The sequence below is a fragment of the Streptomyces sp. NPDC020958 genome (assembly GCF_055562175.1).
In genome coordinates, this window is sequence record NZ_JBVHFU010000001.1 from 679,560 (window position 1) to 699,587 (window position 20,028).

At 70.6% G+C, this 20,028-nt stretch carries 16 protein-coding genes and 1 pseudogene; 1 reads left to right on the forward strand and 16 read right to left on the reverse strand.

Going from position 1 to position 20,028, the window contains the following annotated elements:
• Positions 1 to 72: 72 nt before the first annotated feature.
• From ACZ3KP_RS03155 to ACZ3KP_RS03215, 13 genes and pseudogenes are all read right to left on the reverse strand, one after another.
• Positions 73 to 1,866 (reverse strand): annotated as a pseudogene (locus tag ACZ3KP_RS03155) (type IV secretory system conjugative DNA transfer family protein).
• A gap of 115 nt (positions 1,867 to 1,981) precedes the next feature.
• Positions 1,982 to 2,683: a hypothetical protein gene (locus ACZ3KP_RS03160; protein WP_387140570.1), complete on the reverse strand. Its 702-nt coding sequence runs from the start codon at positions 2,681 to 2,683 to the stop codon at positions 1,982 to 1,984.
• A gap of 19 nt (positions 2,684 to 2,702) precedes the next feature.
• Positions 2,703 to 3,200, reverse strand: coding sequence for a hypothetical protein (locus ACZ3KP_RS03165; RefSeq protein ID WP_387140573.1), 498 nt, complete (start codon positions 3,198 to 3,200; stop codon positions 2,703 to 2,705).
• Positions 3,201 to 3,233: 33 nt separating this feature from the next.
• Positions 3,234 to 4,004, reverse strand: a complete 771-nt coding sequence (locus tag ACZ3KP_RS03170) for a hypothetical protein (RefSeq protein ID WP_387140576.1) — start codon at positions 4,002 to 4,004, stop codon at positions 3,234 to 3,236.
• Positions 4,005 to 4,033: 29 nt separating this feature from the next.
• A complete protein-coding gene (locus ACZ3KP_RS03175; RefSeq protein WP_387140578.1) occupies positions 4,034 to 4,753 on the reverse strand; it encodes a hypothetical protein in 720 nt (239 codons plus the stop codon).
• A gap of 86 nt (positions 4,754 to 4,839) precedes the next feature.
• Positions 4,840 to 5,970, reverse strand: coding sequence for a hypothetical protein (locus ACZ3KP_RS03180; protein ID WP_387140581.1), 1,131 nt, complete (start codon positions 5,968 to 5,970; stop codon positions 4,840 to 4,842).
• A 264-nt stretch (positions 5,971 to 6,234) separates the two neighbouring features.
• Complete coding sequence (locus tag ACZ3KP_RS03185; RefSeq protein WP_387140584.1) at positions 6,235 to 7,752, reverse strand: ATP-binding protein; 1,518 nt, start codon at positions 7,750 to 7,752, stop codon at positions 6,235 to 6,237.
• Positions 7,753 to 7,773: 21 nt separating this feature from the next.
• Positions 7,774 to 8,229: a DUF6238 family protein gene (locus ACZ3KP_RS03190; RefSeq protein WP_387140587.1), complete on the reverse strand. Its 456-nt coding sequence runs from the start codon at positions 8,227 to 8,229 to the stop codon at positions 7,774 to 7,776.
• A 43-nt stretch (positions 8,230 to 8,272) separates the two neighbouring features.
• Positions 8,273 to 9,742, reverse strand: a complete 1,470-nt coding sequence (locus tag ACZ3KP_RS03195) for an SCO6880 family protein (RefSeq protein ID WP_467495850.1) — start codon at positions 9,740 to 9,742, stop codon at positions 8,273 to 8,275.
• Positions 9,743 to 9,849: 107 nt separating this feature from the next.
• Positions 9,850 to 11,232, reverse strand: coding sequence for an SCO6881 family protein (locus ACZ3KP_RS03200; protein ID WP_387140594.1), 1,383 nt, complete (start codon positions 11,230 to 11,232; stop codon positions 9,850 to 9,852).
• A gap of 31 nt (positions 11,233 to 11,263) precedes the next feature.
• Entirely contained in the window at positions 11,264 to 11,950 is a 687-nt protein-coding gene (locus tag ACZ3KP_RS03205; protein ID WP_467495853.1) for a hypothetical protein, read from the reverse strand.
• Positions 11,950 to 12,249 carry a DUF6112 family protein gene (locus tag ACZ3KP_RS03210; RefSeq protein WP_387140609.1) on the reverse strand — a complete coding sequence of 100 codons (300 nt, stop codon included), beginning with the start codon at positions 12,247 to 12,249 and terminating at the stop codon, positions 11,950 to 11,952. Before ACZ3KP_RS03210 ends, ACZ3KP_RS03205 begins: the two co-directional genes overlap by 1 nt.
• A gap of 84 nt (positions 12,250 to 12,333) precedes the next feature.
• On the reverse strand, positions 12,334 to 13,476 hold the full coding sequence (locus tag ACZ3KP_RS03215) for a C40 family peptidase (RefSeq protein WP_387140600.1): 1,143 nt from the start codon (positions 13,474 to 13,476) through the stop codon (positions 12,334 to 12,336).
• Between the two features lie 634 nt (positions 13,477 to 14,110).
• On the opposite strand from ACZ3KP_RS03215, the gene ACZ3KP_RS03220 reads away from it, so the two are divergent.
• Positions 14,111 to 14,860, forward strand: a complete 750-nt coding sequence (locus tag ACZ3KP_RS03220; RefSeq protein WP_467495855.1) for a DNA-methyltransferase — start codon at positions 14,111 to 14,113, stop codon at positions 14,858 to 14,860.
• 96 nt (positions 14,861 to 14,956) lie between these two features.
• Here ACZ3KP_RS03220 and ACZ3KP_RS03225 read toward each other — a convergent pair whose 3' ends face one another.
• From ACZ3KP_RS03225 to ACZ3KP_RS03235, 3 genes are all read right to left on the reverse strand, one after another.
• Positions 14,957 to 15,898: a DUF5655 domain-containing protein gene (locus ACZ3KP_RS03225; RefSeq protein ID WP_387141384.1), complete on the reverse strand. Its 942-nt coding sequence runs from the start codon at positions 15,896 to 15,898 to the stop codon at positions 14,957 to 14,959.
• 1,241 nt (positions 15,899 to 17,139) lie between these two features.
• Complete coding sequence (locus tag ACZ3KP_RS03230) at positions 17,140 to 18,105, reverse strand: pirin family protein (RefSeq protein WP_467495858.1); 966 nt, start codon at positions 18,103 to 18,105, stop codon at positions 17,140 to 17,142.
• A 172-nt stretch (positions 18,106 to 18,277) separates the two neighbouring features.
• Positions 18,278 to 20,011, reverse strand: a complete 1,734-nt coding sequence (locus ACZ3KP_RS03235; RefSeq protein WP_467495860.1) for an RICIN domain-containing protein — start codon at positions 20,009 to 20,011, stop codon at positions 18,278 to 18,280.
• Positions 20,012 to 20,028: the final 17 nt, after the last annotated feature.

Below are 20,028 nucleotides of genomic sequence, written 5' to 3' on the forward strand. Positions count from 1 at the left end.
AGCATCGACTCGGGGATGCGACGGGCTGTACTCCCGTGCGTCTCGTGTGCGCGACGCGCTGTTCCGGGGCGGTCATGCCACTGGGCCGAAGTCGTCGCGGTGCAGCTGCTTGGCCAGCGCACGCTCGGTGATGGCCGCGCTCGCCTGGGCGGAGGCGGCGCCGAGCCGCTCGGCGTCGGGCTCGCGGTACCAGGGCTTTAGGTCGAGGAGGGCGGGGCGCACGCCGGTGGCCAGCAGCAGCGCGGAACCCTTGGGCAGGGCCCGGATCGCGTCGGCCGGCAGCACGCGCTCCTGACGCATCGACACCGACGTGGACCTGCCCGACTCGCTGGTGGACACGGAGACGGTGCGTACGTCGTGGTCGCCGACGAGGCGGGAGAGCTTGTCCGCGAAGTCGGCGTCGTCGATGCCGGAGCCGACCAGTTTGATCGTCGCGGCGGACCAGAGGGCGTCCATGCCGGCCTCGCCCTAGACCCGTACGCCCTGACGGTAGGACTGCAGGATCGTGATCGGGATGACGCCGCGCGAGCCGAGGTGGGAGTAGAGGTCCGGGAGGTCGGAGATCTTGCAGACGTTGGCGGCCTCGTCGAGGATCGCGAGCAGTGGGGCGTCGAGGCGCCCGCCGTCGCGCTCGGCCTGGATGACGGCCGCGCGCATCACCGCGTCGGCGGCCGCGGCGATGATCGCCGAGGCGGAGCCGCCGCCGTCCTTCGACAGCAGGAACAGCGTGTCCTTGCTGGTCGCGAACGCCTCCGGCTTGAACTCCCTTACCTTCTCCAGGCCGTCGGGAGGGGTGACCCAGGCGGCGATGCCCGGGTCGAGGAGGCAGCTGGCGTACTGCCGGGCGGTCTCGAAGATGCCATCGCGGGTTTCGACGGCTCCGGCCACGGTGCCCTGGAGCTGGGCGGCGACGCCGTCGAGGTCGGCGTCCTGCAGGAGGTCGATGGGAGTGCGGTCGGCGGGGGAGGCGAGCCAGGCCAGCACGTCGGTGATCGGCCGGTGGTCGCGGGCCGCCGCGAGGAACAGCGCGGTGAGGGTGTTGGCGGCGGCCGTGGACCAGAAGTCGCCTGCGCTCGACTCGTCCACGGAGGCGGTCACGAAGTGCCCGGCCAGCCGCCGGGCCCCGGCGAGATCGTGGGCGTCAGCGAGGATGTCCCACCACATGGTCCGCGGGGCATGGGCGATCTGCTGCGGGTCCAGCGTCCACACGGTGCCCACCCGGGCGCGCTCGTCGAGCGTCGCCGTGAAGGCGTCGCGGGCCGCCTTGTTGGAGGTCAGCAGGACCGGGCCGGGGGCGCGCAGGATCGCGGGGATCGCGAGTCCGGAGGTCTTCCCGGAGCGGGGCGCCATGATCGCGAGGAGAACGTCCTCCCAGGAGGAACGGACCTCGGTGGCACCTGGCTTCAGCGTGCCGAGGAGGACGCCGCGGTCGTCCGGGGCGACGGCTTTGGCCTTGGTGCCCTTCAGGCTGGGCCGCAGGGCGATGGCTTTCGCGGCGATCTTCCTGGGCAGCAGGTCGGCCAGGTCCCGTTGATCGGCCAGCCCGTTGGGGTTCCGGCGAACGCGCAGCCACAACCGGGCGCAGAGGACGGCTGCCGTGGTGAGCGTGGCGGCGGGCAGCAGGTAGCAGCCGGTGAGAACGGCAGGCCGGGCGAGATGCGGCCAGACGCGTTCGGGATGCATGAGCGCGTCGGTCGGCTGGAAGGCGGCCCACGGATCGGAGCCGGCCACGGCGTTGGCGAGGTTGCCGAACAGCCAGGCCAGCGAGCCTCCCACCATGCCGAGACCGGCGACGCCGATCAGGAGATAGAGGAGGAAGTCGGTGCCGGTGGTGGTCGAGGGCGTGCTGGTACGCGGAGATGGCAAGACGGGATCCAGAGGGATGCGGACCTACGGGTGGCTGCGGGGCGGCAAGTTGCTCTCGTGATCACGAGCGGGCTCCTGGTGGCTGCGGCTGTGAGCAGGAACGGCCGGGTGTCGGTCAGCGCGACCGGCCAGGCCGGGGCGCGGTGGGAGGAGTCGCAGCGGGCTCTTCGGCGCCGGGCGCGGCTCCGGTGTGCGGGCGTGGGGCGGTCGCGTAATAGCTGGCGACGCCGTCCTGCCAGCCCTGCTTCCGGGGCGATCCGAGCGCCCGCATCTGATGGCCGGCGCCGCGCACGTCCTCGGCGAGAGATATGAGCGTGGCAGCGGCGTCCTCGCAGAGGTGGGACAGGTCCCAACCGGCATCGGTGTCGGTGACGTTGGCCTGCACGGCCGCGGCCTCGAAGAACTCACCGAGGCGGACGAGGACACCGTCGTCCGGGGCCACGACGTGCTCGACGACGTCGGCCGCCCCCGCGTATGTCTCGGCTCCGTTGAGCTGATCGGTCAGGGAGAGGATCTGCTGCCCGTAGACGCGTGTGCCGAGGGGATCGGTGGGCGTAGTGATCCGAGTGACGTCCAGGCCGGGATCGAGTTCGACCCGGTAGCCGACCACGGTGAGCATCCGGGCGGCATGGCTGGCCATCTGGTTCTCGCGCTTCTCACCCATGTCCCAGGGCAGGCGGTACCAGAAGGAGAACGGGGCGGTCTCGATGACGAAGCCGGCGCGCTTGAGGAGCGTGAAGGCCAGTTCGTCCCCGCCCTCGGCGGTGACGTTGCCGGTCGGCTCACGGGTGATGACGACATGGGGCGTGGTGGACATGGGTGCCTCCGCGGGCGGGTCAGAAGTGAGGGTTCTCGGTGGGCCGATCGCCCTCGGTGGCGGCGGTCAGCAGTTCGGGCAGGTCGCCTGGATCGGCGTCGCGCTGGTCCAGCCACCACCCAGCGCGCGTCAGGGGCCGCGCGGTGTCCTCGATGGCCGCCCACTCCGCTTCGCTGGTGGTGCCTTCGAGTACCAGGGCGGTGTACGCGCTGGCCATGATCTGGTGGCGGCAGCGGGTTCCCCAGGCGATTGCGCGGTCGGTGCCCTCCAGCGGGGGCATCCGGTACTGCGTCGACCATTCCTCGGCCTCGGCCTGCTCGGCGGCCCGCTTCTTCGCCAGCCACTCGGCCTTGGACCCGGTGTCGTCGCCCTGGGTGGCGCGCCAGCAGTCGGTGCAGTCGCGCTCGGCGAGCCAGCGGGCGTAGCCGGCACGCCGGTCGGCCGGACGGTCGGACAGATCGGCCTGAGCGGTGTCCCCGCAGGCGTGGTTGATGGTCCAGATCTTCTTGACGGCCATGAGCCGGACTCCTTCGCGGAATCGAGAGGAAGGTCAGCGCGTACGACGGGTGCTGGACGGGGGAGCCGGTGAACGGGCTACTTCATCCGCAGAAGTGGGCAGGGCGGCCGGGCGGCTCGGGGAGGATGCGAGAGCGGCGCGGGCGCGGGCGGTGTGCGTGACCGACGGGAGCTCGTATCGGGGCAGCAGCGGTACGTCGGCCAGGGGCGGGGCGCCTTCCGGGGTCACGTCCGGCATGACCGCCAGGTCGAGTTGGGCGGTGACGAGCTGATCGCCGAGGAACGCGACGTGGTGGGCGATGGTGCGCAGGTGCTGGCCCAGCTCGCGGCCGTTGGAGGTGTCCAGCCGATCGCACCAGGCGGCGGCCGTGTCGATGAACTCCTCCAAGTCGCCGACAACGCCGTGATGTTCGTCCAGGATCTGCTCCAGGACGTCGGCGACATCGGCCGAGCGGCGCAGCTCGTGCAGTTCCCCGGTCAGGGCGGTCAGCGACTGCCCGGGCAGCGTCTGGCGTTCCGGCACCCCGTCCGGCGCCGGGATCGGCGGCGGCAGCATGATGCGGGGATCGGCGGCGACCGAGAGGCCAACGTCCTGGAACTCGCGGCTGGCACGCGCCACGGCCCGCACCGCCGCGTTGTGCGGGGTGTCGTCGGACAGCACGTAGAGATCGAGGGCACTGCTGTGGCGGAAGTGGTGCTTGCGCAGTACCTCGTCGAGGAACGGGTGATCGTCCGATACGGCGGCGACCACACCGAACTCCGGGTGGACACCGAAGGCGACGTCGGGTTCGAGCTGTAGTTTCATGCGGAAGATTCCCTTCGGGTTCGGATGACCTAGCGGGCGTGGATCGGCTGCCGGGGTGCCTGGGCGGGATGGAAGGCGACTGTGACGTCGGGCCGCTGCGGTACCGGAGTGCTCGCGCGCGCCGGGGAGATGGCGGTGGCTGCCGCCTGAGCCCGGCGCTGCCAGGTCGCCCGAGTCGGATCGGGACGTCCGTTGCCGCGGATGTAGGAGAACGCGTCGGACGCGAGGGCCGTGCTGTCCAGCCGCGTTTCGACGTACCGCAGATCGCCCTCACCGTGCAGCAGCACACCCTCGCCGGTGCGTGTGTCGGTGCCAACCGCGCGCAACGTGCCGTCGGGATCGCGGACCTGGTCGTGCACGACGATCCGGGCGGCCCGGATGTCGGCATCGAGTGTGCGGGCGGAGGCGAAGACCGCCTCCCCGCCGCCGAGGACCTCCGCGACGGGGCTGTTCTCTGACTCCTCGAAGAGACCTCGACCGGGATCGGGCCGTGTGGCGGGCTTGAGGTCGTACGCGGCGTCGGAGGTGACGCTGTACCGCGCAGCGCGCAATGACCGGACCGCCAGCTGTCCGCGCCGCGTCAGGTCGCGGTCAGGCTCGGTCAGCGCGTACAGGCGGCCGCCGGGCAGTCGCTCGAAGCCGACCCGCCGCAGCAGGTGATCGGCGACGTGGTGCTCGTGGGACAGCGCGGCGACGACGCCGTACTGGGTGTGGTGGGCGACGGTGATGTGCGGGGGTGTTTCCGCCACGAGAGGTGCACCTCGCAGAGGTCGGGGCCATGCGGAGGACGAGGATGTGGCCCGAAGACGGATTTGGCGGGGCCGGGGAATCTGCGCTAGCGGGATCGGCGTACGCGATCGTGTGCGAGGAGGCCGGACTGCGCTGCAGCGGCGGACCCCGTCGCTGGCGCGGCGCGATGGCGGACCGCGTGCGGCGATCGGGCACGGGCGGCCTGGACCTGTGCGGACTGCTGCGACTGTTCAGGTCGGCCGCGCATGGCTCGCTCGGCTCGTGCCATCTCGACGAGCACGCCGCCGCTCTCCACCCAGGTCAGGGCGTAGTGCCAGCCCTCGGCATCGCGCTCGGCGACAGCCTTTGCGAACGCGTCCTCGGCGCGGGGGTGACCCGGCACGAGCGCACCGGTGACGAACTCGAAGTCGGCCTGAACACGGGCGCCGCCCTCCAAGGCCTCGCGGAGCAGTCGCAGCCGGTACGCCCATCGCCCATCCATACGATCCTGCGGCTCCAGGAACGGGAGCGTCTCCACGGCGTGGGCGACCAGGGCGGGACCGTGGTCGACGAAGGGGGCGAACACAGCCCACATCTCCGCGTCCCGCCGCTGCTGGCGCAGGTCGTAGCGCTCGTCGAGGGGCCAGTGATCGGCGTCGCACAGGCTGTCGGAGATCGCGTCCCACTTGGCGAGGACCCGCTCGCCGGCAACTACCGCGACGGCGACCTGTTCGATGCGTGCCTCACGCACGGCTTGCGCGTAGCGGGGAAGCAGCCGGTCGGCCACCGCTGAGGCCGCGCGCGCCGGGTCCGCGCCGACGACGATGCCGTGGGGTGCCTTCACCCGGTCCTCGACGTCACCGCCGCTGGGCTGCAAGGCGGCGACCAGGAACTCCCGTGTGCGCCGCGGGCGATCAACGACGACCAGCTTGCAACCGGTGTCGCAGGTGAGCACCGCACTCCGGGACAGAACGAACTGCTCGAAGACCCACCGCGCATGCCCGAGGTCCCAGAGCCGGTCCGCGAGCGGCAACTGATCGGCGTATGCGGCGTGCTCCTGGGCGACGACGGTCCAGGAGCCGGGCAGCCGGGCGGCGAGACCCTGGGCGAACGCGGCAAGGTCCGCGCGCTTGTTGCTCCTGCGAGCCGCGGCGGAGGCCCGGTGTTCTGAGGCTGACGCGCCGGAACGAGACACAGACGAGGTGGCCTCGTACGTCGTCTGTGTCCGTTCAGCCATGACGGAGAGCCGATGCGTTGGGAGGCGGAGCCTGGCGGGCGTCGCGCCGCCGGGATTCATCAAGGACGCCGAACGGGCCCGTAGTCAGGGGGATATGGCCGTGAGAGGCGTTGGCCGCGGTAGCGCGGAGGTAGTGCTGGACGAGCCGATGCACCACGTGGCGGATCTTGTACTGCTGAGGCATGAGGGCGGAGTTCCTAGGAGCGCTCTGAGCGGGGAGAATGTGGGGGCTGAGACGTGGCACCGGCCCCCGAGCGGTATTGATCAAGGACGAGTGATCGCTCCCATCCGAGCGTCCGTGTCGAACAGCTCGCGCTCCCGCGGATGCAAAAGATGTTGAGTAATGAACGACCGGCCTGCCACCTTCCACAGGCCTCGCCCCTTGGTGAGCGCGGAGACCGCCTGCGTCTCGACGCCGGTGAGCCCCAACAAGGAGGCGGCGGAGAAGAGCTGGTCGGCTTCCTGGCGGTAGACGATCCGCGTTGAGCAGTCGGTGAGCAGGCCCTCGGCCAGGGCTCGGCCCCGGGAGCCGGCGTCACCTGCGGCCAGCAGGTCGCTGAGGCGGTGGATGACCATCAGGTTCGCGATGCCCAGGCCGCGGGAGAGCTTCCACTGGCTCTGCATCCGTTCCAGCAGGGCGACGTGCCGCATCACGCGCCACGCCTCGTCGTAGATCACCCAGCGCTGTCCTCCGGCGGGGTCGGCGAGGGCGGACTCCATCCAGGCGGAGGCGCAGGTCATCGCCAGGACGAGTGCGGTGTCATCGCCCGCGCCTCCGAGGCGGGACAGGTCGATGGACAGCATCGGCGCGCTCGGGTCGAACGCCACGGTGCTCGGCGCGTCGAACATCCCCGCCAGGTCGCCGTGCACGAGCCGGCGCAGTGCGTGGGCGAGGTCCTCGGCGGCATGCCCGAGGCGGCCGGACAACTCGCCGAGCGCGGCGTCGAGCCGCTCGGGGGAACCAAGGACATGGGCGACCTCGCCCAGCAGCGGCGTGGTGCCGTTGGCCTCGGCGTGGGCGACGACCTGGTCGAGCGCCACGTCGAGAGCGGTGTGCTCCATGGGGTGCAGCTCGCGCCCCAGGACCGTCTTCGCGAGCGAGCCGAGCAGCAGAAGGCGCCGCTTACGGACCTCGCCCGTCCAGTCGTCATCGCTGACGCCGTACGGCCGGGCGGGCGCATCCAGGGGATTCAGGCGTCCGGGCAGACCTGGGCCGAGCGCGATGGTCTGCCCGCCCAGCCCCTGGGCGACGACAGTCCACTCGCCCTTCGGGTCGCAGGGCACGTAGATCCGGTATCCGAAGGCCACCGCGCGCACCGCGAGGGACTTGGCCAGGGCGGACTTGCCCATGCCGATGACCCCGGCCAGCAGGATGTTGGGGTTGGTGAAGCCATCGAGACGCCCGTACAGGGCGAACGGGTCGTACGTGAACGCCGCTTCCGCGTGTACGTCGCGGCCGATGTAGATCCCCTGGGCGCCGAGGCCGCCCTCCGCGAGGAAGGGGTAGGCCCCGGAGACGGTGGCCGTCGTCATCCGGTGGGCGGGCAGCTTGAGACGGCCGCCGCGGGTGGAGGACGGGCCCGGTCGGCCGGCGGCCGGGTAGGTGGCACGCAGCTCGGGGTCGAGACCGGGCGCGGTGGAGAGGGCTTCGGGGCATGCGGCGTGCCGGGCCTGTTCCCGGGCGGCGGCGTACTGATGGCGGGCGGCGCGTGCCGTACGGCGGTCGCTCTTGCGCGGGACGAACAGCGGGCTGGCGCTCGCGCGGATGGTACGAGTGGGCATGGTGGTGGTGCTCCTGGGAGTTCAGTGTCGGGTGAGGCCGGTGAAGGGGTCGCGCAGGTCGGCCGGGGTGTGATCGCGGCGGACGTGGGCGGCGGTGGCCAGGTGGCGCTGGCACAGGGTGAGTTCGGGCGCCCCTTCGGGCCGCCGGGCCCGGCACGCCTCCCGGGTGGGGAGGCGGCCGGTGCCGGGGTGCGGGGCGGAGTGGAAGGCGGCGTGGAGGTGCTCGGCTGCCTGCCACAGCCGTATCCGGCACGCCCGAAGGTGGTCGCCCTCCGCCCTGGCCACCGGGGTGGTGCGGGCGGTGTGGGCGTCGAGCAGCCCGTACAGCGCGACGACGTGGGCGTGCAGGGAGTCGAGTTCGGCACGGCCGGCGGCGATGGGGGCGACCGGCATGTTGATCGCCCGGTGGAAGTCGAGCGCGGCGGTGGCGAACGGGACGAAGTCCGGAGCCAGTTCTGGCAGGGGCTCGGTCGGCATGAGGGTGCCCTTCGGTAGAGCGCGAGGCGTGGTGCGGAAGCGCCTATGGGCGGGCGAGGGGCAGGGCGGCGTTGGTGAAGGCCTCGGCCTGCTGCCAGGTCAGAAGGCGCAGGTCGACGAGGGCGGCGACGGCGGCGGTCTCGATCGCGGCACAAGCGGCGTTGAGCTGCTCGTCGGTGTCGGCGCTGACGGTGAGCAGGCCGGTGAGCGCGACATCGGCGTGGCCGGCGATCAGCTGGCGCTCGCGCTGCTTGATGTCGGCGTACTCGACCGAGTCCTCCTCGGAGTCGACCTGGCCCTTGCGCTGCCGCTCGGCGGCGTCCGCGATCACCGTGGCCTTGCGGCGCTGCACGTCCTTGAGTGCGGAGTCCAGGCCCTTGGGCTCGTAGGTCAGCGAGAGCGTGCGGCGCACGCCGGAGGTGAACAGGAGCTGGTGCAGGAAACCGGGGGAGGTTTCGATGCGGGGCCAGTTCTCGATCCAGAACGTGGCGTGGTGGGCCGAGTCGGTCTGGATCCGGTCGGCCTTCTCGACCAGGACGACGGGGCCTGCGGCAGCGGGCTCGGCCTGCGGGCGGCCCGAGTCTGACCACTGGTCCAGGGCGGCGGACGCCTTCGGGTCGTAGGCGGTACGGATGACGGCGGCGATCTCGGTCGCGTTCAGCCAGCCACTGGGCGCCAGGCCGGAGTTGCGGGCGGCCTGGTCGAAGGTGGCGGTGAGCTGGGCCAGGACAGCGAAGCCGCCGGTGAGCCCGCCGCCGGCCTGGTTGATCAGTCGGCGAGCGGCCTTGAGATCGAGGGCGAGTGCGACGTACGCCTCGTGCGGGGCGGCGGCCGGGCCGGCGGCGGCCAGCAGGTCGCGGTAGATCGGTCCGGCGAGGTGGGTCGCCTCGTTGCCGTGCTCGTGCCAGTAGCGGTTGAGCGCGTCGCCGGAGTCGGGCACCGTGCGCTCCAGGACCTGGACCCGGGCGATGTGCCCGGTGCGCGACAGCGCCGCCAGCGTCCGCCCCCAGCCCGCCACGTTGCTGGACTGGCTGGCTGGGTCGAGCAGAGCGAAGGCGCGCGAGGAGACCTTCACGACAGCGGTGAGCGTGCAGTGGTGCGGATCGTGCACGGCGCCGAAGTGTCCGCGCGGGGCGGTGACCACGCGCAGGGACGCCGCCGTGCCCGGGAGATGGAGCAGGCCCTCTCGGCGCGGCCGGGCGGACGGCCGGGCGAGCCAGACCAGCTGGCCCCGGAAGCGGCGCAGCATGTACCGAGCGGCGATGGGTGCCCAGTCGGCGAGGGACCGCCCACGATGGCGGACGAACACCGCCGCCAGAACGACCGCCCACAGCGGGATGAACTTGAACGCCCCGGTGACGCCGGAAGTGAGCAGTACCGCGAGCAGCAGCAGCCCGGTGAGGGCGACGACGGTCAGCTGGGGAGCCGACAGGCCGAGCAGGACACCGCGCCGCGAGCGATGCGGGAACTTCACGGTGGCCGGGCCGTCAGGCTGAGAGGTGTCGGAGAGCATGGGCGAAGCCGTCCTTGGAACTTGGAGAGCAAGAAAAAGAAGGGGAGAAGACGGGGCGGACGGCGTCGGAGACGACAGGGGCCGCCCGCCCCGTAGCAAGACGAGGGCTACGAGCCCGATCCACCCGGCGGCTCGGGGTAGACCCACCGCTGAGGCGTGGCAGCACCCCGCGGCGAAGGACCGCTCACCGGTCCTGGACGCCGGGGTGCCGGCGGATCCAGGTGCGTGGTGCGCGGCTGCGCCACCGTCGCGCCCTGGGGAGTCGGCCCGAAGGAGACCGGAGCCGTGTCGGCCGCCGCCTCCTGGCCGGGCCGCTGGATCAGCGCCTGCCCGCGGTCACCGTCGCTGGGAGGCCGCCGGATCAGGGCCCGGCCCTTGTCGCCGGTGGCGTTCGGGTCCTCACCGAAGCGGAAGTGGGTCTGCTTCGGCTGGTCGCCGTCGGCCGACCCGCCGGTCGGGTCGATACCGGAGGCGACTCCACCCGAGCCCTGGCCCGGAACCTTCGACGGGCCCTGCGGAGCCCGCATACCGGTGCCGGCCTGCATCGCGAGCTGGCCCGCCGTCTTCGCCGCGCCGGCAGCCACCGCGACGCCGGCGACCCCCGAACGGTGCAGGTCGTCCTGGCCGCCGCCGTCGGCCGCCCAGTGCACGAACTTGTAGGTGGCGTAGGGGCACAGCATCACCAGAACCATGACGACGATGCCCGCCATGGCGTCGGACAGGGCGGCGAGCCCGTCGGAGGCGTCGCTCTTGCCCATGGCCGAGACGCCCAGCAGGAACACGATCGTCATCAGCAGCTTGCTGACGATCAACGTGGCGGTGGCCTCGATCCACCCGCGCCGCCAGCGCCGCGCGACTTCCCAGCCGCCGCCTGCGCCGGCGAACACCGCCAGCGTCACCAGGACCAGGATGCCGACCTTGCGGGCGACCATCACCGCCCAGTACAGGAACGCGCCGATGGCACATCCCAGGCCGACCATGGCGGGTATCGCCCAGCCCAACTCGTACATCGGACCCAGGTCGTTGACCTCGATGACGCGGCGGATCGCGTCGTCGACCGACGTGTCCGCCGCCTGGAACAACCCGGCGGACAGTGCGTCGACCACGGCCAGCGCGACGGTGGTGCACGCGATCGCGGCGAACGCGAACAGGACACCCGCCACCGTCCCCGTCACCGCCTGCGCGAGAGCGCGCTCGTCACGGCGCCAGGCGGCCCGCATCAACTGCAGACAGAACGTGCCGACGGTCAGCACGAGACCGATGGGCAGAAGCAACTCGTAATTACCGCGGAACCACTCGGCGTTGAGATCGACAGCTGTGGTCTTGTCGACCGCCGTCGAGGCGAGATCCGCGGCGGACTGGGCCAGCTCGCCCATCGACTTGGCGATCCAGGCGCCGATGCCATCGGTGATCGCCTCGCCGGTCGAACCGACGACGCCGCCGACGGTGTCGCACACCGCGCTCATCAGGGGAAGGTCGCAAGCCCCCATGAGGGCACCTCCTTACGGGAATTGGGGGCGATTAGGGCGCGACGCTCGGCAGTACGCCGACCAGGGCACAGGCTTTGTCGGGGCGGCACTGCACGGCGAGCGTCGTGGAGCGGGACTCGGACCCGGACCCGGAGCCCTTCCAGGCGATGGACTGCTTGCCGGTGACTGTGACGGCGTAGACGTACGCCTCTGTGATCGCGCCGGGATCCTGCGCCAGGGCCGTTTTGAACGCCTGAGGGAAGTGGCCCTCGCCGACCCTCGCGGTCGCGTGCTGGCGGTTGTCGTGCATCCGCGACCACAGCACCGGGCCGGGAACCTGGTCGGAGACGGACTCCCAGTCGGCGTACTTCTTCTCGCCGGTCATCCACCGCTTGAGCCCGGCGACGTGCTCGGCCCGGGAAACGGAGCGGGTGTCGTACGTCCACAGCGCCTTGGTGGCCGCATTGGCGAAGACGATCGGATCGCTCGTCTTGGGCGGTGCCGCACCCGCCGCACGCCCGCTGGGGGTTGCCGTCGGCGAGGCGGGCCGCTGCGTGGATGCCGGAGTCGGGGAGGGCTTAGCCGAGGCGGGGCTCTCCGCGCGGGTCAAATACGCGAGGAGCCCGGCGACGGCCAGCAGTACGGCCAGGACGACGCCACCCAACAGGGCACGCCGCAGGACCGAGGACGGCGCCCCGTAGGTGCGCTCCTGGGCGAAGAGGGATCGTTTCCTCGACATCAGTGAACCTGCGTCCCCATCGCCGAGAAGAACGCGACGATGCCGTTGGCCGCGCCCAGCAGCAGCGCGCACCCGGCGGCGATGACCGTGCCCTTCTTCCCGTTCGCCTCGGCCTGGTGGCCACCGCTGTGGTGACCCCACGCCCAGACCATCGCCGAGATGGCGAGGGCGCCGACCACCGCGACGATCCCGAAGAGGTTGATCGAGGAGACGACGTCCTTCAGCACGCTGAGGCCGGGAAGACCGCCCTCCTTCGGCGTGATGCCGGGGTTGTACGCCAGATACTGGGCGTGCTGCATGAGCTTCACTTGGAACTCCAGTGCGATTTTGGGCGCGCGAGGGCCCGAGGGGAGATGGAGCGGGGGAGGGGGAGAGGCGGCCGGTCAGACGATCCGGCGGGCGGCGACGATGTCTGCACGCCAGTCAGCGAGGGTCGAGATCTTGACCACGTCGCCGGTGTGCGGGGCCTGCAGGATCAATCCCTGGTCAATGAACATCCCGACGTGTTCGGGCACCGCGGCCGTGCCCCGGGTGAACAGGAGGTCACCCGGCCGGAGAGCATCGACGCTGACCGCCTTGCCTTCCTTAACCTGCGTGTACGTGGTCCGGGAGATTGAGATGCCGCCGGCCTTGTACGACGCCTGCATCAGGGACGAGCAGTCGCACCGGCCCATCGGGTCCTGACCGTGGGGAGCGGAACAGGTACCGCCCCATTGATACGGCGTACCGAGCTGACCGAGGCCCCAACGGATCGCCGTACGCACCGACTTGGGTGCGCTGGCCGGGATCTCGTAGCCCTCGGGCAAGGACCCCGCGGGAATCGAGCCGAAGGAGGACCCGTCGTCGCCGGTGCCGCACACGGCAGCTGCCGAGGAGGTCGGCTGTTCGGCCTCATCGCCGGTGTCGCTGTCCGTGCTCGAACTCCCGACCATGCCAAGCGACTTGGCGACGGCCTTCTGGAGGGCCGTGGCCAGCGGTTCCCACTTCGCGTACGCGTCGCGGTAGCCGCTCTTCTGGACCGTCTGCGCGGCCTGGGTGATGGTCATCGACTGCCAGCCCTTGACCTTGAGCAGGCCCTCGTAGAATTTCGTGGAGGCGTGCACAGGATCACGAACCTCAGCAGGCGTGCCCCAACCCTGGCTGGGGCGCTGCTGGAAGAGGCCGAGGGAATCCCGATCGCCGTAATCCAGGTTCCGCAGCCCCGACTCCTGCAGAGCCGTGGCCAGGGCGACGATCTGCCCCCGCGCCGGCACCTTCATCGCGATGCCGGTGGCCTGGATCGTCTCGGCATTCGGAATCTGCTCCTCGGGGTCATCCAGCCCCGAAACGGACACGGACCCCTTGTCGTCGCCCTTGAGGATCGACTTCACCAGCTTCGCGACCGCCGTGCTGTCCACAGCCTTTGCACCGTCTGCGGAACAAGCGGCCTGAGCACTGCTGGAACCAGCGAGAGCGACGGCGACCGGCGCGATCAACAGCGTCGGGCAGAGCGCCACGGCCCCAGCTATGGCTACGACCTTCTTCACGGACGACGGCCGAACGCCGAAACGTAGGACGGAGAACTGGGTCCCGGGAAGGGATACGCCTGGGCATGCTGCATCGGCAGCTCCTTACTCGTAGGCAGCGCGGCGCAGGCGTTCTCGTCGAAAAGGCCACCGGCACCACGCCGGTCATGAATTCGCCATCCCTGAGGGAGGCAGGGGAACCAGGGCCGGGAGCTGATAAATCCCGGTCGCTGGCCCCCTGCTTACTGAAAAGCGGCAGCCAGCCGCGCTCGTAATCTCACTCTCCACATGCGGAGTTCCCTTCGCCGATAGGGAGCCGGTCGGTGGGGTGTCCGGCGGTGCTGTCCCTTGGACGGGACAGTACGCATTGACACAGGTCAGCAGGGGCGGAGCCAGGTCCCGTCCTGCGAACACGGCGAGACTGTAGGGACGAAATCCGGCCGCACCAAACTGGCTTGTGCCTCGGGCGGTTTCGGGTAGCTGAGCCGAGGGCCGCCTCATTGGGTGCGGCCGGAATTCGGCGTTAACCTCCGGCGCATTGATCGCCACGGCGGCTGCTTCCGCAGTTCCGCGGAGCGATCCATGCCGACGTGCGCAGCCCTCCGTACGCGGAGAAACAGGCGCACGACAGCCCCCTGAAAGAGAGAACCGCGCAATGCCGTACACCCTGCTCCGAGGCGACGCGCTGACCGCCCTCGCCGGCATTCCTGACAACAGCGTCGATGCCGTGATCACCGATCCGCCCTACAACAGCGGCGGCCGAACCAGCGGCGAGCGCACCGGCCGCTCCGCGCGCGCCAAGTACACCTCGGCCGACGCCGAGCACGACCTCGCCAACTTCCCCGGAGAGAACCGAGACCAGCGCTCGTACGGCTTCTGGCTCACCCTCCTGCTCACCGAGTCCTATCGCGCGACCGTCGAGTCCGGCAGCGCGCTCGTCTTCACCGACTGGCGTCAGCTGCCGACGACGACGGACGCACTCCAGGCCGCCGGGTGGACGTGGCGGGGGATCGCGTCGTGGCACAAGCCGGTCGCGCGGCCGCAGAAGGGCCGACTCAAGCAGTCGTGCGAGTACATCGTGTGGGGAACCAAGGGACCCGTCGACGCCAACCGTAACCCCGTCTACCTGCCCGGTCTCTACACCGCGAGCCAGCCCCGGAAGGACCGCGTGCACATCACACAGAAGCCCGTGGAATTGATGCAGGAGCTGGTGAAGATCTGTCCGCCGGGCGGCACGGTCCTCGACCCCTTCGCTGGCTCCGGGACCACCGGCGTCGCCGCCTTGCGTGAGGGGCGCCAGTTCATCGGCGTCGAGCTCTCCGATCACTATGCAGGCATCGCAGAACAGCGGCTGCGCGCCGAGCTGACGAAGGACGACTTCGAACTGGCCGGACCGGAGGCATGAGCACCAGAGCGGAGGGCCAGGGGCCGGCGGCCCGCAGACGCCGAAGGGCGGCTGGCGCATCGAGTGGCCGATGCGCCAGCCGCCCTTCTCGTTGCGTCAGGCCGCTTCGAACGCCCGTCGGATGAGCGGCGCCACCTTCTCCAGGTCGGCCGCCGAGACGACCCGTACCTCCAGGTCTCCGGTCCCGAGGTGCCCGATGCCGCGCATATCCCGGGTGAAGCCCTCCTCCAGCTCGACCGAGTCCGGGTCGAGTCTGAGATACACGAGGATCACCTCGTGCTTCGGACGGAAGATCACCGATGCCACGTTCACCAGCCGCCGGTAGGCGATGTAGTGCCGCAGCGCCGCGACCTCGACCTCGCCCCACGCCGTGAGCGCCTCGTCCAACTCCCCGTAAAGGCCTCGCAGACACTCGGGAACGCGGCTGGCCCCTGTGGGCGAAGGAACCACCGGTACCGCCGAAGCGCCGTCGACCACCGCGTCCCGGCCCCGATTCCGCCTGGTGAGAGCGGTGCTCGGCAAGCCGGGTGAGGAGTCGACGAGCAGCAGGCTCAACAGGCCGCCCTCGAAGACCCGATAGCGCACCAAGTCGATCCGCTCGGGCAGCCACCGCACGGCCACGCGATCGTGGTGGGAGAAGCCGGCCGCGATGCAGACCATCCGAGGTCGACGCCAGTCGATCGACTCGGCGGCCTCGCCGCCCAGCACCTTCCGGACCAACGCCTCGAACTCGTGCTGCGCCGAGCGCAGCCAGGACAGATACGAGACGGCCTGCGACAGCACTCCGCTGTCGGAGCCCTTCTTGAACTCGATCACCACCGGGCTGCCGTTCTCGTCCAGCCCCAGGGTGTCGATCCGCCCCCGGTGCCACGGACCGGTCGCGTACTCCGACGCCACGAACCGTATGCCCAGCATCTGCTCCAGGCCGGCCTCGACCCGCCTCTGCAGCTCCACCTCCAGAGCCACCGTCGAACCCCGCAGCTCGATGTCCCGGCCATCGGCACCCAGCCGGAACACCTTGAGGTCGGTCACCAGCATCCCCCTCCTACGACCACTACGGTAGGAGCAATCGAAAGCGACGTACCGCTATTCCTGGTCTCGGGCGGGAGAGTAGGGAGAGTAAGGGTTAACGCCTCCACACTCCCGGTTCAGTGGTGATCAGCCTCTCCCATCGCATGCTTTGCAGTCGCCGCTGCCCTTGCAGCTGGAGCGTTCCCCGCGGGCGCGGGGAGCAGGCGTCGCTGGGGATGACGACGGTGGCGGTGGTGGGATCATCCCCGCGTGTGCGGGGAGCAGACCATCGGCGACCGCATCCGCAGCCTGCGCGAAGGAACATCCCCACGCCCGCCGGGATAATCCCGAGGGCGAGATCAAGAGGTTGTTCGACGCTGCATGCTCCCCGCGCCCGCGGGGATGATCCCGCGATCATCGGCGCGGGCAACATGTCGATGGACTGCTCCTCGCGCCCGCGGGGATGATCCCACTGCCGTGGGCAACCTGTCCCCTGCGGCGATCTGCTCCCCGCGCCCCCGGGGATGGTCCGTCGACGTCGACACCCAGGCCTGGGTCAACGCCTGCTCCCCGCGCCCGCGGGGATGATCCCGAGCCGACGTTCGTTCGCGCTGAGGGGGTGCTCTGCTCCCCGCGCCTGCGGGGACCATCCCTTGGCGACGGCGATCTGCGAGAGGGCCACGACCTGCTCCCCGCGCCCGCGGGGGTGATCCCGGGTATGGCGCCCGGGTCCACTACGGGTTCCACTGCTCCACACGCCCGCGGGGATGATCGCCGTCCGCGCGCCCAGTACGGGCCGCTGACGCCTGCTCCCTCGCCCGCGTGGATGACCCCACCCCCGTCGACAGTCCGACTGCGACATAGCCAGGTTGTCCGGTGCCATGAGCCAGGGCTGCGGCGTGTTCCGTTTATGGGGACCCTACAACCGGGTCTGCGGTCAGCATGGTTCCTCAGGAGGAAGGGATTCTCGCTGCCCGCAGGAGGAATGGTCCGTAGGCGACTCGCCGTGCGAGTCCGGGAACGGCGAGGTGAGTGTGGCGCGCGAAGCGAGAGCGCAGCCCTCTCCGGAGGTGTGACTACCTGTCAGTAAAGTCAGCATTGGGTCAGCATCAGTCCGATCAAAGCTGACTACGGCTGACGAAACCTGCACTTCGAGGTGTGCTGGAGCGAGGGGTGGGGCGGGGGTTTGCTCCGGCTGTATGCGTGAACCGGGCGGGGTGTGATTGACCTCGCCCGGCATGCTGTGCGTCAGGCTGTGAAGTTCCTGCTCAGCGCACTCGACCCCGCGGTTTCAGCGGCACCGGCGGCAGTTCGGGAGCAGGTAGAGGCGCTCCGTCGTAACCCTTCACTTCCCCAAATCGCGACCCGCTCATCCAGTCCTCGCGGGCCTGTTTGATATCGTCCTGGGTACGCCCGACGAAGTTCCACCACATGACCAGCTCTTCCTCGAACGGCTCGCCGCCGAGCAGCATGATCGCCGCGTCCGACTCGGCGCGGAGCGGGAGTTCGGTGCGGCCGCAGCCCAGGTAGAGCATGGAACCGGGGAGCACCGGTACGCCGTCGACGTGTACCTCGCCGGACATCGCCAGGACGCCGTACTCGAAGTCCGGTTCCAGGGGCAGGCGCAGGTCCGCACCCCGGGTGAGGGACAGGTCCGCGCCGACGATCGGGGTGAACGTCGTGCCGGGGGACGCCGCCCCGTCCAGCGTGCCGAGGATGACCGTGGCGGTCAGGCCGGGCGCCGTGACCGTAGGCAGGTCGGGATGGTGCTCGAACCTCGGGTCCGTGTGCCGGTGGGCGTCCGGGAGCGCCACCCACAGCTGAGCGCCGTGCAGGTACCGGGCGTGCGACCGGGGGCTCTCCTCGGAGTGGCTGATCGCCCGTCCCGAGGTCATCAGTCCCAGCTCGCGCGGGCGGATCGTCTGGAGGCTGCCGGTGGAGTCACGGTGCAGCACCTCGCCCTGGTGCAGCCAGCTGACCGTCTGCAGCCCGATGTGCGGATGCGGCGGCACCTGCATCCCGGGCTCGTCGGCGATGTCGTCGGGCCCGTAGTGGTCGACGAACGCCCAGGCGCCGATCATGCGGCGCCCGAGGTTCGGCAGCAGTCGGCGCACCTCGGTGGACTCCCCGAGCCGCACGTGGCGGGGGCTCAGCAGTTCGCGGACGGGTTCGGCGACGACGAATCCGCGGCCGCCGCACACGCTCGGCACGGGAGCGCGGTCAAGGTTGCTCATGCCGCCAAACTTAGCGGGCGCCGGTCCCTGTTGCCGAGCCGCCAGCGGGTCGTACGGAACCCGTCCGGCGGTCGGCCCTCGGTCACCGCCCGGCCCTCCGTCAGCTCTGTCCGCCTTCGATCGGGCCCGTCACCGGTGCGGTGCGCCGCGGTGCGGTGCGCCGCGGTGCGCGTCAGCGGGCCGTGAGTTTCCACAGGTGGTCCGCGGTGCCGTTGTCGTCCCACTGGAGGACCTGGGCACCGGTCGAGGTGCTCATGCCGTTCACGCCGAGCAGCAGCCCGCTGTTGTAGTTCGCGATCTTGTAGTAGCCGTCCCCGGACGGGATCAGCTGCCAGAGGTGGTCGGCGGTGCCGTTGTCACCCCAGATCAGGGCCGTTCCCCCGGCGGAGGTGCTCATGCTCGTGATACCGAGGAGCAGCCCGCTCGCCTGCTGCTGGATCTTGTAGAGACCGTTGCCGGCGGCCACCAGGGTCCAGTTCTGGTCGGTGCCGCTCGTGCCGGTGGCCTGGACGACGGCGGTGCCCTGGGCGGTGCCCGCGCCGCTGGTGTCCAGGGCGAGACCGCTGTTCCTGTTGGTGATCCGGTAGCGCCCGGCCAGCGAGCCGGCGGCGCCGGTCGGGGTGATGGTCAGGTGGTAGCCGTCGGAGGCGTTCATGGCCACCGGGACGGTGATCGAGCCGCCGCTGACCGGGTAGTCCGTGTCGGAGATGGTGATCGGCCCGGAGACCGCGGTGGTACGGCCCTTGGACGGCGTGTACTCCAGCTTCACGTGCACCGTGCTGCCGAAGGCCGACAGGGACGACAGCCCGTTGACGGTCACGGCGCACGCACCGGTGCAGCCTCCGGTGACGACACTGATCTGGTCACCCGCGGCGTTGCGGGCCGCGAAGCCGTCGATGCCCGTCTGTGCCGGGGGCGTGGTGACCAGCATGTTCCCGGACATGTCGCCGTACCACTTGTACAGCCAGTACGCCCCGTTCGGCGAGCCGCCGGTGTCGGTGAGGGTGTCGCCGAGGGTGCCGTAGTGGTTCCAGAAGGCCAGTTCGGCGTCGTGGACTCCGGCCCGCTCGAACTTGGCCACGTAGCCCGCGAGCGGTCCGGGAACGCCGACCTCGCTCGTGGTGCCGTACTCCTCGATGGCGATCGGGCGCGGGCTGATGCCGAGACCGGTCTCCAGGGCGCGGTAGGCGGCGACATGGGCGGCGATGTTCTGCGAGCCCTGCAACTCGTGCCAGGAGACGATGTCGGGGAGCGTGCCGGCGGCCTTCGCGTCGGTGAGGAAGGTGGTCATCGAGCTCTGGTTCCAGGCCGAGTAGCTCGGGCCCTGGATCGGGGCGGTGGAGTCCTTGGCCCGGACCTCCTGGTAGGTTCTCGCCCACCCGGAGTCGAAGCTGCCGGCCGCCGAGGTGTCCCAGGTCCAGTCCGGCTCGTTCCACAGCTCGTAGGCGGCGATGTTCGTGGCCCCGGAGGACTTCACCGAGGCCACCTGCTTGTCCACGGCGGCCAGCCAGTCGCTCCAACTCACCCACCTGTAGGGAAAGTTCGGATACCAGTCCGGCATGCGTACGACGACCTTCGCGCCCGCCCTGGCCGCTTCGGGGGCGACGGTCAGGGCGTCACCGCCGGGGGCCGGCTCGCCGTTGGGCAGTTGCCTGCCGCCGGGCGCCATCTGCACGAAGGTGTGGGGCCTGAACGGTTCGACCAGGCTGTCGGCCGGGACGCTCGCGGTGTCCAGGCCGTACAGGCTGCCCGTCGCCACATGGGTGACGGGCCGCAGGGTCTGGTTCGCGTTCACCACCAGGGTGGTCGAGGACGTCGGCGCCGCCTGGGCGGGGGCCGTGGTGCCGAGGGCGGCCGCGGCGAGGGCCACCGCGCCGAGTGCGGCTCTGCGGGAGGTGCGGCTCATGACAGGGGTCTCCCTTA

What these genes read in the sequence shown, in the direction of transcription:
- ACZ3KP_RS03165 (WP_387140573.1), bottom strand. Translation starts at nt 3,200, where the DNA reads ATGGCCGTCAAGAAGATCTGGACCATCAACCACGCCTGCGGGGACACC.
- ACZ3KP_RS03180 (WP_387140581.1), bottom strand. Translation starts at nt 5,970, where the DNA reads ATGGCTGAACGGACACAGACGACGTACGAGGCCACCTCGTCTGTGTCT.
- ACZ3KP_RS03225 (WP_387141384.1), bottom strand. Translation starts at nt 15,898, where the DNA reads ATGCTGGTGACCGACCTCAAGGTGTTCCGGCTGGGTGCCGATGGCCGG.
- ACZ3KP_RS03160 (WP_387140570.1), bottom strand. Translation starts at nt 2,683, where the DNA reads ATGTCCACCACGCCCCATGTCGTCATCACCCGTGAGCCGACCGGCAAC.
- ACZ3KP_RS03205 (WP_467495853.1), bottom strand. Translation starts at nt 11,950, where the DNA reads ATGTCGAGGAAACGATCCCTCTTCGCCCAGGAGCGCACCTACGGGGCG.
- ACZ3KP_RS03185 (WP_387140584.1), bottom strand. Translation starts at nt 7,752, where the DNA reads ATGCCCACTCGTACCATCCGCGCGAGCGCCAGCCCGCTGTTCGTCCCG.
- ACZ3KP_RS03235 (WP_467495860.1), bottom strand. Translation starts at nt 20,011, where the DNA reads ATGAGCCGCACCTCCCGCAGAGCCGCACTCGGCGCGGTGGCCCTCGCC.
- ACZ3KP_RS03190 (WP_387140587.1), bottom strand. Translation starts at nt 8,229, where the DNA reads ATGCCGACCGAGCCCCTGCCAGAACTGGCTCCGGACTTCGTCCCGTTC.
- ACZ3KP_RS03195 (WP_467495850.1), bottom strand. Translation starts at nt 9,742, where the DNA reads ATGCTCTCCGACACCTCTCAGCCTGACGGCCCGGCCACCGTGAAGTTC.
- ACZ3KP_RS03210 (WP_387140609.1), bottom strand. Translation starts at nt 12,249, where the DNA reads ATGCAGCACGCCCAGTATCTGGCGTACAACCCCGGCATCACGCCGAAG.
- ACZ3KP_RS03170 (WP_387140576.1), bottom strand. Translation starts at nt 4,004, where the DNA reads ATGAAACTACAGCTCGAACCCGACGTCGCCTTCGGTGTCCACCCGGAG.
- ACZ3KP_RS03200 (WP_387140594.1), bottom strand. Translation starts at nt 11,232, where the DNA reads ATGGGGGCTTGCGACCTTCCCCTGATGAGCGCGGTGTGCGACACCGTC.
- ACZ3KP_RS03230 (WP_467495858.1), bottom strand. Translation starts at nt 18,105, where the DNA reads ATGAGCAACCTTGACCGCGCTCCCGTGCCGAGCGTGTGCGGCGGCCGC.
- ACZ3KP_RS03220 (WP_467495855.1), top strand. Translation starts at nt 14,111, where the DNA reads ATGCCGTACACCCTGCTCCGAGGCGACGCGCTGACCGCCCTCGCCGGC.